The organism is Curtobacterium sp. YC1 (assembly GCF_016267665.1).
Lineage (GTDB): Bacteria > Actinomycetota > Actinomycetes > Actinomycetales > Microbacteriaceae > Curtobacterium.
Window position 1 is genome coordinate 3,042,800 of sequence record NZ_CP066341.1, and the last position, 12,751, is coordinate 3,055,550.

Annotated in this window: 13 protein-coding genes; 3 read left to right on the plus strand and 10 right to left on the minus strand. The window is 71.4% G+C overall.

Annotation, left to right across the window (positions count from 1 at the left end):
* Nucleotides 1-10: 10 nt before the first annotated feature.
* A complete protein-coding gene (locus tag I8920_RS14350) occupies nucleotides 11-1,321 on the minus strand; it encodes a branched-chain amino acid ABC transporter permease (RefSeq protein ID WP_198658778.1) in 1,311 nt (436 codons plus the stop codon).
* Between the two features lie 326 nt (nucleotides 1,322-1,647).
* Between I8920_RS14350 and guaB the strand changes: the two genes are divergently transcribed.
* Nucleotides 1,648-3,150 (plus strand): IMP dehydrogenase, encoded by a 1,503-nt coding sequence (guaB, locus tag I8920_RS14355; RefSeq protein WP_198656962.1) that lies wholly within the window; start codon nucleotides 1,648-1,650, stop codon nucleotides 3,148-3,150.
* 72 nt (nucleotides 3,151-3,222) lie between these two features.
* On the opposite strand, the gene I8920_RS14360 is transcribed toward guaB, so the two are convergent.
* A complete protein-coding gene (locus I8920_RS14360) occupies nucleotides 3,223-4,023 on the minus strand; it encodes an SDR family oxidoreductase (protein ID WP_198656963.1) in 801 nt (266 codons plus the stop codon).
* A 237-nt stretch (nucleotides 4,024-4,260) separates the two neighbouring features.
* Here I8920_RS14360 and I8920_RS14365 point away from each other — a divergent pair, with 237 nt between their 5' ends.
* Nucleotides 4,261-5,589: an ABC transporter substrate-binding protein gene (locus I8920_RS14365; RefSeq protein WP_198656964.1), complete on the plus strand. Its 1,329-nt coding sequence runs from the start codon at nucleotides 4,261-4,263 to the stop codon at nucleotides 5,587-5,589.
* A gap of 123 nt (nucleotides 5,590-5,712) precedes the next feature.
* On the opposite strand, the gene rarD is transcribed toward I8920_RS14365, so the two are convergent.
* Both rarD and groES read right to left on the minus strand, forming a co-directional pair.
* Nucleotides 5,713-6,675 carry an EamA family transporter RarD gene (rarD, locus tag I8920_RS14370; RefSeq protein WP_198656965.1) on the minus strand — a complete coding sequence of 321 codons (963 nt, stop codon included), beginning with the start codon at nucleotides 6,673-6,675 and terminating at the stop codon, nucleotides 5,713-5,715.
* Nucleotides 6,676-6,806: 131 nt separating this feature from the next.
* Nucleotides 6,807-7,103 (minus strand): co-chaperone GroES, encoded by a 297-nt coding sequence (gene groES / locus I8920_RS14375; protein WP_017885484.1) that lies wholly within the window; start codon nucleotides 7,101-7,103, stop codon nucleotides 6,807-6,809.
* 160 nt (nucleotides 7,104-7,263) lie between these two features.
* Between groES and I8920_RS14380 the strand changes: the two genes are divergently transcribed.
* On the plus strand, nucleotides 7,264-8,466 hold the full coding sequence (locus I8920_RS14380) for a class I SAM-dependent methyltransferase (protein ID WP_198656966.1): 1,203 nt from the start codon (nucleotides 7,264-7,266) through the stop codon (nucleotides 8,464-8,466).
* A 27-nt stretch (nucleotides 8,467-8,493) separates the two neighbouring features.
* Here the strand turns inward: I8920_RS14380 and I8920_RS14385 are convergent, their stop codons facing one another.
* From I8920_RS14385 to tsaE, 6 genes are all read right to left on the minus strand, one after another.
* The gene (locus I8920_RS14385; RefSeq protein ID WP_198656967.1) at nucleotides 8,494-9,243 is read right to left on the minus strand and encodes a DUF4190 domain-containing protein; all 750 of its coding nucleotides are present in this window, start codon (nucleotides 9,241-9,243) and stop codon (nucleotides 8,494-8,496) included.
* A 113-nt stretch (nucleotides 9,244-9,356) separates the two neighbouring features.
* On the minus strand, nucleotides 9,357-10,412 hold the full coding sequence (tsaD, locus tag I8920_RS14390) for a tRNA (adenosine(37)-N6)-threonylcarbamoyltransferase complex transferase subunit TsaD (RefSeq protein ID WP_198656968.1): 1,056 nt from the start codon (nucleotides 10,410-10,412) through the stop codon (nucleotides 9,357-9,359).
* Nucleotides 10,399-10,944 carry a ribosomal protein S18-alanine N-acetyltransferase gene (rimI, locus tag I8920_RS14395; RefSeq protein WP_198656969.1) on the minus strand — a complete coding sequence of 182 codons (546 nt, stop codon included), beginning with the start codon at nucleotides 10,942-10,944 and terminating at the stop codon, nucleotides 10,399-10,401. The genes tsaD and rimI overlap by 14 nt, the downstream gene beginning before the upstream one ends.
* Complete coding sequence (tsaB, locus tag I8920_RS14400; protein ID WP_198656970.1) at nucleotides 10,941-11,576, minus strand: tRNA (adenosine(37)-N6)-threonylcarbamoyltransferase complex dimerization subunit type 1 TsaB; 636 nt, start codon at nucleotides 11,574-11,576, stop codon at nucleotides 10,941-10,943. The genes rimI and tsaB overlap by 4 nt, the downstream gene beginning before the upstream one ends.
* Nucleotides 11,577-11,616: 40 nt before the next feature.
* Complete coding sequence (locus I8920_RS14405; RefSeq protein ID WP_198656971.1) at nucleotides 11,617-12,216, minus strand: NAD(P)H-dependent oxidoreductase; 600 nt, start codon at nucleotides 12,214-12,216, stop codon at nucleotides 11,617-11,619.
* A 69-nt stretch (nucleotides 12,217-12,285) separates the two neighbouring features.
* Nucleotides 12,286-12,747, minus strand: coding sequence for a tRNA (adenosine(37)-N6)-threonylcarbamoyltransferase complex ATPase subunit type 1 TsaE (gene tsaE, locus I8920_RS14410; RefSeq protein WP_198658779.1), 462 nt, complete (start codon nucleotides 12,745-12,747; stop codon nucleotides 12,286-12,288).
* Between the last annotated feature and the right edge of the window lie 4 nt (nucleotides 12,748-12,751).

Sequence of the window (12,751 nt, forward strand, 5' to 3'; positions counted from 1 at the left end):
GCGTGCTCCCTTAGCCGATCCGCTCGGCGCGGCCGAAGATGCCCTGCGGCCGGAACAGCAGGATGAGGATGAGGATGACGAGGGCGGTCGCGTACTTGAAGTCGCCGGGGAGCACCAGGTTCGTCAGCTCGACGACGACGCCGATGATCATCGAACCGACCAGCGCGCCGTAGGCGGTCCCGAGCCCACCGAGCGTGACCGAGGCGAACATGAGCAGCAGCAGCTGGAGACCGGTCTGCCAGTTCACGCCGTTCAGCACCAGGCCGAGCATCACGCCGGACAGGCCGGCGAGCCCGGCGGCGAGCGTCCACACGAACCGGATGACCCGGTCGACGTCGATGCCGGACGCCGCGGCGAGCGCCGGGTTGTCCGAGACGGCGCGGGTGGCCCGACCGAACCGGGTCTTCGCCAGGAAGAGCCCGGTGGCGACGAGGACGACGAGCGCGATGCCCATGGCGACGTAGGACTGCACCGTCAGGGTGACCCCGGCGAACCGGATGGTGTCCGGGTTGCCCTGCTGGATGCGCACGGTCGAGGCGCCGAAGAAGTACTGGAACGCGTACTGGGCGGCGATCGACAGGCCGATCGTCACGATCATGAGCTGCGTCAGGCTGATGCGCCTGCGACGGAGTGGCCGCCAGATCGCGGCGTCCTGCAGGTAGCCCGTCGCCGCGCACAACAGCGTGACCACGATGCCGGTGACCCAGATGTTCCAGCCGAGCTGGTTCGCGAAGACGTACGCCAGCAGACCGCCGAGCGTGACCTGCTCGCCGTGCGAGAAGCTCGACAGGCCCGTCGTGCCGTAGATGAGCGAGAGCCCGATGGACGCCAGGGCGATGAGGAGCCCGAGCCGGAGGCCCGACGCGAACTGCTGCCAGGCGCGCTGGGGGCTGACGCTCGACGAGTCCGTGGAGGTCGTGACGCCCTGCTGGTCGGACAGCTGGAAGATCTGCCCGACGTTGGCGTTCAGCGTCGCCTGCACCTTGCGCTCGGCGTCGGCGGCGTTCGTCAGGTACTGCCCCTTCGGCAGGGTGCCCTGGTCGACGCTCACCGTGTACTCGCCGGCCGTGTCGACGCTGACGGACCAGCGGCCCTCGGTGTTCGTCGTGGCGGTCTCGTCGAAGCCGGATGGACCGGTGACGTCGACGTCGACGCCCTCGGCCGGCTTCCGCTCGGAGTCGGTGATCGTGCCCTGGATGCACCCGTTGTCCGGGCTGACGGTGCACGCCTGGCTGGTGGCCGGTGCCGAGGTGGCGCTGAAGGCCGGCAGGGTGACCGCCCAGTCGATCAGGAAGGTCGCCAGGAAGGCGGCGACGAGCACGGCCGCCAGGACCGGTCGACGCCGAGCCTGGCGGAGGCGGAACAGGCGCGGCTGCGCCCGTCCCGGCGGAGTGATGGATCCCACGGAAGAGCCTCTCGTTCGGATGCCGAGGACGTTATGAGAATTGTGTGACACCCGTGTTTCCAACAGGTTCCCTGTGTGATTCGTACTCGAAATGTGACGTTGTGGAGGAGGCTCCCTGCCGGACGGGGCCGCGCCTCCCGTCGGAATGCGGCGACAGCCGCCCGCGTTACCATGTCCTATCCGGAACCCGCCGACGCGTTCCCGGTGTCTCGACCACTTCACCTCGCCCACGAAGGGGACCCATGGACCAGCCGGATCCGTTCGGATTCATCGGACTCACGTACGACGACGTCATGCTCCTGCCCGGGCACACCGACGTCATCCCGAGCGAGGCGTCCACCGCGTCCCGGCTCACCAAGCGGATCTCCGTGAACGTCCCACTGCTCTCCGCGGCGATGGACACCGTCACCGAGGCGCGCATGGCCATCGCCATGGCACGACAGGGCGGCATCGGGATCCTGCACCGCAACCTGTCCATCGAGGACCAGGCCGCCTACGTCGACAAGGTCAAGCGCTCCGAGTCGGGCATGATCACCAACCCGGTGACCACCACCCCCGACGCCACCGTGGCCGAGGTGGACGCCCTGTGCGGCCAGTTCCGCGTCTCCGGCCTGCCGGTCGTCGAGGACGACGGCACGCTCGTCGGCATCATCACCAACCGCGACATGCGGTTCGTGGCCGCGTTCGAGCAGGCCACCACGTACGTGCGCGACGTCATGACGAAGGCCCCGCTGATCACCGCGATGGAGGGCATCGACCCCGAAGAGGCGATCGCCATCTTCGCGCAGCACAAGATCGAGAAGCTGCCGCTGGTCGACGCCGACGGCAAGCTCCGCGGTCTGATCACCGTCAAGGACTTCGACAAGAGCGAGCAGTACCCCGACGCCACCAAGGACGACGAGGGCCGACTCCGCGTGGGCGCCGCGATCGGCTTCTTCGGCGATGCCTGGCAGCGCGCCGAGGCCCTGCGTGACGCCGGCGTCGACGTGCTCGTCGTCGACACCGCCAACGGCGAGAGCGAGGGCGTGCTCGACATGGTCCGTCGCATCAAGGCCGACCCGTCGTTCGCCGCCATCGACGTCATCGGCGGGAACGTCGCCACCCGCGCGGGCGCCCAGGCGCTCATCGACGCCGGTGTGGACGCCGTCAAGGTCGGCGTCGGCCCGGGCTCGATCTGCACCACCCGCGTGGTCGCCGGCGTCGGTGTCCCCCAGGTCACCGCCGTGTACGAGGCCTCCCTCGCCGCGCGCGAGGCCGGCGTGCCGATCATCGCCGACGGTGGTCTGCAGTACTCGGGCGACATCGCGAAGGCCCTGGTCGCCGGTGCCGACACCGTCATGCTCGGGTCGCTGCTGGCCGGGACCGACGAGTCCCCCGGTGACCTGGTGTTCGTGGGCGGCAAGCAGTTCAAGGCCTACCGCGGCATGGGTTCGCTCGGCGCGCTGCAGACCCGCGGCAAGAAGACCTCGTACTCGAAGGACCGCTACTTCCAGGCGGACGTGCCGAACGACGACAAGCTCATCCCCGAGGGCATCGAGGGCCAGGTGCCCTACCGCGGCTCGGTCGGCAACGTCGTCTACCAGCTCACCGGCGGGCTCCGGCAGTCGATGTTCTACGTCGGCGGTCGGACGATCCCCGAGCTGAAGACCCGCGGCAAGTTCGTCCGGATCACCGCGGCGGGGCTCAAGGAGTCCCACCCGCACGACGTCCAGATGGTCGTCGAGGCGCCGAACTACCGCAGCTAGCGTCGATCGCTCGTCGAGACGCCCCCGCTCCGGACGGAGCGGGGGCGTCCTGCGTCCGTGTCCGTCGACGCGTCAGGCCGACCGCCAGTCGTCCGACGTGATGTGCGACCCGCCGTGCGGCCCCATCTGCAGCATCCCGCCGTCCACCGGCAGGGACACCCCCGTGATGTACGACGACGCACGGGACGACAGGAACGCCACCGCCGCCGCGATCTCCCACGCGTTGCCCGGACGACCGAGCGGCACGCCGGGACGGCTGATCGTGTGCGGGTCCTCGTCCTCGGCGCCGGTCATCCGCGTCGCGATCTCACCGGGAGCCACGGCGTTGACGGTGATGCCGTGCTCGGCGAGTTCGATCGCCATCGTCTTCAGCAGTCCGCCGAGCCCGTGCTTGGCAGCGTCGTACGCGCTCGAGCCGTACCGCGGCTGGTGCTCGTGCACGCTCGTGATGCCGATGATCCGTCCGCCGTGGCCAGCGCGGACCATGTGCTTGGCGGCGGCCTGCATGGTGACGAAGGCGCCGTCGAGGTCGGTCGACACCGTGTGCCGCCACTGGTCGAGGGTCATCTCGAGGAACGGGGCGTTGTCACCCGTGCCGGCGTCGGCGACGAAGACGTCCACGCCGCCGAGCTGCTCGACCAGCCGGTCGACGACCTGCGCCGCGGCGGGCAGGTCGGCGACGTCGATCTGCTCGACGAAGGCACGCCGGCCGAGTGCGCGGACTTCGTCGGCGGTGGACTCGGCACGGTCGGGCTCGGACAGGTAGGTGATACCGATGTCCATGCCGGCCTCGGCGAGTGCGACGGCGGTCGCGCGGCCGATCCCGGACTCGGAGCCGGTCACGATGGCGGTGGTGGGCTGGAAGTCGCTCATGCGGCGGAACGTACGCCGCGCCTCCCGGCCGTCGTGCCGGACCATCCGCCAGGCGCAGGACGGAGCCCAGCACGGGACCGCCAGGGGGCGCAACGTCACGGCTCGGTAACGAAACATGATTGCGTACCGCCCCGTCACACGGGCGAAACACCCGGACCCTAGCTTTCTCGTCATCCAGTGGAGGCGCCGCATTCACCCGAAGCGACAGAGCCTCCGCGCAGAGAAAGGGCTCCACGGATGATCAGAACCACCCGTGCCACCGCGGCACTGGCGTTGGCGGGCGCAGCAGCCGTCCTCCTCGCCGCGTGTTCCACCACCGGCAGTGCTTCCCCCTCGAGCTCCGCGTCGAGCGACGCGAAGAAGGATCCCGCCGCCAGCTGCAAGGCCCCCGACTCCCCCGGCACGGATCCGCTGAAGATCGGCACGATCCTGCCGCTGACCGGTTCGCTGGCCTACCTCAACCCGCCCGCCGAGTCCGGTGTGGGCCTCGCCGTGCAGGACATCAACGCGGCGGGCGGTGTCCTCGACGAGGACGTCACCATCGACCCCGCGACCGACTCCGGCGACAGCAACGACATGACCGTGTCGAGCTCGGCCGCGACCAAGCTCGTCAACGCCAAGGTGCCCGTGGTCATCGGCGCCGAGTCGTCGTCGGTCACGCTCAACGTCATCGACCAGCTCACCAGCAACTGCATGGTGCAGATCTCGCCGGCGAACACGGCGACCGACCTGTCGGGCTACTCGTCGCACTACTTCCGGACCGCTCCGCCGGACTCGGTGCAGGGTTCGGCGCTCGGCCAGCTCGTCACCGGTGACGGCAACGCGAAGGTCGCCTTCCTGGTCTTCAACGACACCTACGGCACCGGCCTCCGCAACTCGGTGCAGGCTGCGGTCGAGGCATCCGGCGGCCAGGTCGTCTACGGCGGCAAGGGCAAGGGCCAGGAGTTCCCGCCCGGCCAGACCACGTTCTCGTCCGAGGTGACGGCGGCGCTCGCTGAGAAGCCCGACGCGATCGTCGTCCTGTCCTTCGACGAGACGAAGTCGATCATCCCGGAGCTCGTCTCGCAGGGGAACACCGCGAAGATCTACATGTCCGACGGCAACACGGCGGACTACTCGAAGGACTTCGACAAGGGCACGCTGTCCGGCGCCCAGGGCACCATCCCCGGCGCCTCGCCGAAGGACGACTTCAAGAAGGAGCTCGCCGCGTTCTACAAGGAGTCGTCGGGCAAGACCCTCGCCGACTACTCGTACGCGGCCGAGTCGTACGACGCGACGATCCTCGCCGCCCTCGCCGCGGTGAAGGGCAAGGGCACCGACTCGGCCACCATCCAGGCCAACATGGCGGCGGTGTCGGGTGCCGACGGTGGTACCGAGTGCGCGACGTTCGAGGAGTGCAAGGACCTGCTCGACAAGGGCGAGGACGTGCACTACACCGGCCCGTCGGGCATCGGTCCGTTCGACGAGAACAACGACCCGTCGAGCGCCTACATCGGCATCTACAAGTTCGACGGCGACAACAAGCCCGTGTACCAGAGCGCCATCCAGGGTGCGGTGAAGAAGTAGGGCACCGCTCCGGCGATCGACAGTCCCCCCGCGGAACTCCCGCGGGGGGACTGTCGCGTTCGCGATGGTGGTCGGTCCGGCAGACAGACGCGACGAGCGACCTGGAGGCCCGTGGGGCCTCCGTCAGGCGGGCTCGGCCGGGGTGGGTGCGCCGGTTCCGCGACGGGACGCGCGCGCCGCGGCGAACGAGTCGGCCGTCAGCACCACGAGCGCCAGCCACACGATGCCGAAGCCGAACCAGCGTCCGGCCGACATCTCCTCGTGCTGCACGAGCACCCCGACGAGCAGCTGCATCACCGGGGCGAGGTACTGCGTCAGCCCGAGGGTCGACAGGCTCACCCGGCGCGCCGACGAGGCGAACAGCAGCAGGGGCACCGCGGTCGCCGGCCCGGTCAGCACCGTGATGACGGTGTGGCCCCAGCCCTCGGTCGTGAACGTCACGCCGCCGCCGAGGCCGGTGACCCCGAGCACCACCAGCGCGACGACCGCGATCGGCAGCAGCCACGCGGTCTCGATGGTCAGGCCGCTCAGGGCGTCCACCGTGCCGCCGACCCGCTTCTTCACCAGGCCGTACAGCCCGAACGAGAACGCCAGGGCGAGGGAGATCCACGGCATGCGGCCGTAGCCCACCGCGATGACGACGACCGCGACGACGCTCAGGCCGACGGCCACCCACTGCGCCGGACGCAGGCGCTCGCGGAGGACCACGACGCCGAGCGCGATCGTGACGAGCGGGTTGATGAAGTAGCCGAGCGCCGCCTCGACGGTGTGGCCGGTGGTCGTCGCGAGGACGTACACCGTCCAGTTCACCAGGATGAGGACGGCCGCGAGCCCCATCACGAGCATCACCCGGCGCTGGGCGACCAGGGTGCGGGTCCGGAGCCACGAGCGCGTCACGGCGATCGCGACCGCGCAGAACACCAGGCCGAAGACGATCCGCCAGGCGACGATCTCGAACGCCGCCGCGGGGGCCATCGCTGCGAAGAGCAGCGGCATGAGGCCCCAGAGCCCGTAGGCCACGACGGCCTGCACCACGCCGACGGACGCCTCGCTGCGGGCGGGTCGCGCCCGACTCGGTTCACTCACGGAACCATCCTAGGAAGGTCGGCGGACCACCGGGGCCGCACCGGGCCTCCAGGCAGGGCGGACTGGGCCGGAACGCACGGACGCCCCGCCGGCCGCAGGGCCGGACGGGGCGTCCGAGAGGAGTACTGGACTCAGTGCACGATCACCGCGAGGACGTCGCGGGCCGACAGGACCAGCAGGTCCTCGCCCGAGTACTTGACCTCGGTGCCGCCGTACTTGGAGTAGATGACCTTGTCGCCGACGGCGACGTCGAGCGGGACGCGGTTGCCGTTGTCGTCGATACGACCCGGACCCACGGCGACGACCTCGCCCTCCTGGGGCTTCTCCTTCGCGGTGTCGGGGATGACCAGACCGGAAGCGGTGGTCTGCTCCGCCTCGACCTGGCGGATGACGATGCGATCCTCGAGCGGCTTGATGCTGACGGCCACGGTGACCTCTTCTTTCTCGGTACGGACTCGGTACAGATGAAAACCGGGTTGGCACTACGCACAGGAGAGTGCCAACGCCAACTCTAGGGGGCCTCTGGCACTCGGTCAATCCGAGTGCCAGCACATCCAGAGGACACGCAGCACCTGCGAGGATCGACGCATGGACGCCGCCGAACTCGCCGCACTGCTGACCCCCGACGGGATGGCCCTGCTCGACCGTACCCCCGGCGTCTCCGACAGCGGCGAGATCGTCCGCGTCGTGTCACGACTCCGGGCCGAGGGGCACGATCCCCGGCTGGTCGCCGCGGTGCTGACCCAGGCGAAGCTGCGGCTGAAGGCCCGCGGCAAGTTCGGCGACTTCGCGTCCCGCATGCTCTTCACCGAGGCCGGGCTCGAACAGGCCACACGCCTGCAGGTGGCGGCACAGCACGCCGGACGCTTCGCCGCCGCCGGCATCACGCGCGTCGCCGACCTGGGCTGCGGCATCGGCGGGGACGCGATGGCGATGGCCGCGCTCGACCTCGACGTCACCGCCGTCGACCGCGACGAGGTCACCGCCGCCGTCGCCACGCACAACCTGGCCGTCTGGCCGAACGCCCGGGTCGAGCTCGGCGACGCCGCCACCTTCGACGTCAGCTCGGTCGACGGCGTGTGGATGGACCCGGCGCGACGGACGAGCGGCCACTCCGACACCCGACGACTGGCCGATCCGGACGACTGGTCCCCCTCGCTCGACACCGTCTTCGCCGCCGCGACGACCACCCCGACGGGCGTCAAGCTCGGCCCGGGCATCGACCGCGACCTGATCCCGGACACCGCCGAGGCGCAGTGGACCTCGGTCGACCGCGAGGTCGTCGAGCTCGCCCTGTGGTTCGGCCCCCTCGCCCGACCCGGCATCCGACGGGCGGCCACCGTGATCGGTGCGCACGGCATCGCCGAGATGACCGGACCGGCCGATGCCGAGGACGCCGAGGTCGGGCCACTCGGCACCCACCTGTACGAGCCGGACGGCGCCGTGATCCGGGCGCGGCTGATCGGTGACCTGGCACGCGGGCTCGACGGGCACATGCTGTCCGACGGGATCGCCTACGTGACGTCGGACCGCGCCGTCTCGACCCCGTTCGCGCAGGGGTTCCGGGTGCTCGACACGATGCCGCTCGACGTCAAGCGCCTGTCCGCGCGGCTCGCCGCCGACGGCATCGGGACCGTCGAGATCAAGAAGCGGGGCGTCGACGTCGACCCGGCGCAGTTCCGCAAGCGGTTGCGGTTGCGCGGATCGGGTCGCGTCACGCTCGTGCTCACCCGCCTGGAGGGACGCCACACGGCGATCCTGTGCGAGCGGCTCGGCGACGTGGCCGGGTGACGGCCGGGGGCCGCGTGTGGCGCTGGGTCAGCCGATGAAGGCGCCGGTCGACGAGTCGTAGTCGTAGGTGGAGTACGAGTCTTGCCCGGCGGCGGCCAGGAAGATGATGAAGGCGACCCAGATGAGCCAGATGCCGGTCATCACCCATCCCGAGATGATGCCGGTCAGCGCGAGCCCACGGCCCGCTTCGCCGTTCTGCTTGATCTTGCCGAGTGCGACGTGGCCCAGGATCGCACCGGCCGGCCCGAGGAGGATGGCGAGGAACCACATCGGGATCGCGGCGAGGCCGAACACGATCGACAGGATCGCCAGCGTGTTCGTCTTCGGCCGCTGCGCGTACGGCTGGTAGGCCGCGGGGTCGGCGGCGTACTGCTGCTGGGCGTACGGGTTGTGCGGGGCGGCGTAGGGGTTCTGCTGCTGCGCGTACGGGTTCTGCTGCTGCCCGTAGGAGTTCTGCTGCTGCGCGTACGGGTTCTGCTGCTGCTGCTGTCCGTACGGCTGCTGCGGTGCGGCGTACGGCTGGTGCTGCTGCTGGTGGCCGTACTGCGGCTGGGCGTAGGGGTTCTGCGGGTGGGGAGCGCCGTACGGGTTCTGCGGCTGCTGCGGTGCGGCGTAGGGGTCCTGCTGCTGCTGTCCGAACGGGTGCTGCGGTGCCCCGGGGGCCTCCGGTGCCGACGGGGCCTGCGGTGCGTCCGGGGCGGGTGCGCCGTCCGGCTGCCCGTTCGCTGCGCCGCTCGGCGTCTCGCCCGGCTTCGGCCACTCGTTCTGATCGGACACCGTCCACCCCTCTCGGGCGCCCGGTCTCTCCGACGCCCGTGAGGATCCTCCCACAAGCGACCGTCAGACGACCGGGAGCGGGTGGCCCCCAGCAGCGACGTCGCCGGACCGACTCAGACCTGGACGGTCGTCACCGGCAGGGTCGAGTCGGCGGCGATGCCGAGGTCGCTCGGCGCGTGCCCCTCGGCGACCAGACGCGCCCCGACCGCAGCGATCATCGCGCCGTTGTCGGTGCACAGGTCGAACGGCGGGATCCGCAGGCGCACCCCGGCGGCAGCACAGCGTTCCTCGGCGACCTGTCGCAGCCGGGCGTTCGCCACCACCCCGCCACCGAGCAGCAACCGGTCCACACCGGTGTCGCGGCAGGCGTTCAGGGCCTTGGTGAGCAGGACGTCGACGACGGCCTCGCGGAAGCTCGCGGCGACGTCGGCCACGGGCACCTCGCGACCCTCGTCGCGGCACCGCTCGACCCACCGCGCGACGGCGGTCTTGAGTCCGGAGAACGAGAAGTCGTAGCGGTGCGCGGCCATGTCCTTCGGCAACGTCAGGCCACGGGGGAACCGGATGGCCGTCGGGTCGCCGTCCGCCGCCGCCCGGTCGATCTGCGGACCGCCCGGGTACGGCAGTCCGAGCAACCGGGCGACCTTGTCGAAGGCCTCGCCCGCGGCGTCGTCGATGGTCTCGCCGAGCAGCTCGACGTCGCCGACCAGGTCCTTCACCAGGAGCAGGGAGGTGTGCCCGCCGGACACCAGCAGCGCCACCGTCGGCAGCTCGATGTCGCTACCGTCCTCGCGCAGCACGTCGGCGCCGACGTGCCCGACCAGGTGGTTCACGCCGTACAGCGGCTTGCCGGTGGCCACGGCGAGCGCCTTCGCTGCCCCCACCCCGACCATGAGCGCCCCCGCCAGCCCGGGCCCCGCGGTGACGGCGACGGCGTCGAGCTCGTCGAGCGTCACCCCGGCGCGGTCGAGCGCCTCGTGCAGGGTCGGGGTCATGGCTTCGAGGTGGGCCCGCGCGGCGACCTCGGGCACGACCCCGCCGTAGCGCGCGTGCTCGTCCATGCTCGACGCGATGACGTTGGCGAGCAGGGTGTTCCCCCGCACGATGCCGACGCCCGTCTCGTCGCAGCTCGTCTCGATGCCGAGCACCAGTGGTTCAGTCGCGCTCACCGAGGGCCTCCTGTCCGATGGGTCCGACGCCCGACGACCGCTCGGCGTCCGGGCCGGGCAGCTCCGCCCGCATCACCCACGCGTCGACGCCGTCCGGCTGGTAGTAGCGGGGGCGGGTCGCGATGTGCGCGAACCCGAACGCGGTGTACATCGCCTGCGCCACGGGGTTGTCCGCGCGCACCTCGAGGAACACCTCGCGCACGCCGCGACGCCGCGCCTCGTCGAGCAGTTCCGTGAACAGCACCCGGCCCAGGCCCTTGCCGCGCTGGTCGGCTGCGACCGCGATGGTCTGCACGTCGGCCACCGGGTTACCCGCCAGTGACGAGAGTCCGGCGTACCCGACGACGAGCGGCGCTGCCGTGTCGTCGACGGTCTCGATCACGACGTAGTACCCGTGCGGCGAGTACAGCTCGCCCGACATCTGCGACGCCGACCAGGCGTCCGTCGGGAACGAGACGTGCTCGAGCCACATGATGTCGTCGAGGTCCTGCGGGTGTGCTCGCCGCAGGCGGAGCCCGTCCGGCAGGGTCACTGCTTCACCCGCTTGGGCGCACCCGGCACGGTGACGTCGGGATCACGCAGGTACAGGGCCGTGTCCGGGTCGAACGCCGCGCCGGACGCGAGCCGGTCCGCGGCGAGCGAGCCGAGCCTCCAGGCCGGGATGGACGCGACCGTCACGCGGTCCCAGCCCACCGCGTCGGGCCGGGAGGCCCGGATCGCCTCGTCGAGGTCGGCGGGCCTGGCGAGTCCCGGGCCCGCGACACGCGCGCCCGCCTGGTCGTAGGCGCTCCAGTAGACCTCGCGGCGGCGGGCGTCCGTCAGGACGACGAACGGGCCGTCCCGCCGGCCGTCGCGCTCGTCGGCGGCGACCGCGTCGTGGCTGACGAGGGGCAGGACGGGGACGCCGCGTGCGGCGGCGAAGGTGCGTGCGGCGGCGATGCCGACGCGCAGGCCGGTGAAGGGGCCGGGGCCCGTGCCGGCGACGACGCCCGTGACGTCCGCGCCGGTGATGCCGGCCTCGGCGAGCACCTCGGCGAGGAACGGGCCGATCACCTCGGCGTGCCGACGGCTGTCCTCGGTGTCGCGGGTCGCGAGCGGCCGGCCGGTGGCCGGGTCGACGACGGCGACGGAGGTCCCGGCGGAGGTGTCGATCGCGAGCAGCACCCGTCCATCGTAGGCGGGGTGGGGCTCCCGCACCGCCGGATCAGTCGACGGCGTCCGCAGCGATCGCGCGCCGGACCCGGTCGACCGCGACGGCCACCGCACCCTCGCGGACCGCCGCGTCGTCGTGCTCGGACTCGTGCACGAACGCGGTCACGCCGCGGTCGGCCCCGCAGAAGTCGACGATGCCGTGCTCGATCTGCGTCCGGAGCGCTTCCGCGTAGCCGTGGCGCTCGTAGACGCCGGCGTCGTCACCGGCGATCGGGACGAGGTGCACGGTGAGCCGGCCGAGGTTCCGACGCATCCCGCCCTCGGGTTCGACCTCGAAGGCCCACCCGTTGACGAACACGCGGTCGACCCAGCCCTTGAGCAGTGCGGGCATCGACCACCACCAGACCGGGAACACGAGCACCAGGTCGGTGGCGCGGTCGATCCGCTGCTGCTCGGCGACGACCTCGGGTGGGGCGTCCGTGCCGGTGCGGTACGTGTGCCGGTCGGCCAGGGTGAAGCGCGGGTCGAAACCCTCGGCGGCGAGGTCGGCGGTCTCGACCGTGCCCTCCGGCAGCGCGGCCCGCAGCCGGTCGGCGACGTGGTGGGTCAGCGAGTCGGGGTCGGGGTGGGCGGTCACGATGAGCGTCGGCACGCCCTGATCCTCTCGACCGCGGCTGTGCGGCACCAGGGCGTGCGGGTACGCCGCGGATCCGTCACCGGGTCAGAGGACGACGTCCGTCCAGCGCGGACCGGTGGCGGTGACGACGACGCGACGCGGCTCGTCGGGCACGTCGTCGGGGTCGAGGTCGTCGTCGCCGTGCTCGACCGCGTCCGCGCCGGTCGCCCGGGTGATCTCGACGTCGAGCACGCTCTCGCTGATGCCGTCGACCATCCCGCGACCCCACTCGACCACGACGATCGCGGCGTCCCAGTCGAGGTCGAGGTCGTCGAGCTCCACGGGGTCGGACAGCCGGTAGGCGTCCACGTGCACCAGGTCCGGCCCGGCCGTGGTCGGGTGCGTCCGGGCGAGGACGAAGGTCGGGCTGGAGACCTGCCCCCGTGCGCCGAGCGCCGCACCGAGTCCGCGGGTCAGCGTGGTCTTGCCGGCACCGAGCGGCCCGGTCAGCACGACCAGGTCGCCGGCACGCAGGACCGCAGCCAGCCGGGCGCCGAGCTCCCCCATCGCC

What these genes read in the sequence shown, in the direction of transcription:
- guaB (WP_198656962.1), top strand. Translation starts at nt 1,648, where the DNA reads ATGGACCAGCCGGATCCGTTCGGATTCATCGGACTCACGTACGACGAC.
- I8920_RS14360 (WP_198656963.1), bottom strand. Translation starts at nt 4,023, where the DNA reads ATGAGCGACTTCCAGCCCACCACCGCCATCGTGACCGGCTCCGAGTCC.
- I8920_RS14365 (WP_198656964.1), top strand. Translation starts at nt 4,261, where the DNA reads ATGATCAGAACCACCCGTGCCACCGCGGCACTGGCGTTGGCGGGCGCA.
- I8920_RS14380 (WP_198656966.1), top strand. Translation starts at nt 7,264, where the DNA reads ATGGACGCCGCCGAACTCGCCGCACTGCTGACCCCCGACGGGATGGCC.
- tsaE (WP_198658779.1), bottom strand. Translation starts at nt 12,747, where the DNA reads ATGGGGGAGCTCGGCGCCCGGCTGGCTGCGGTCCTGCGTGCCGGCGAC.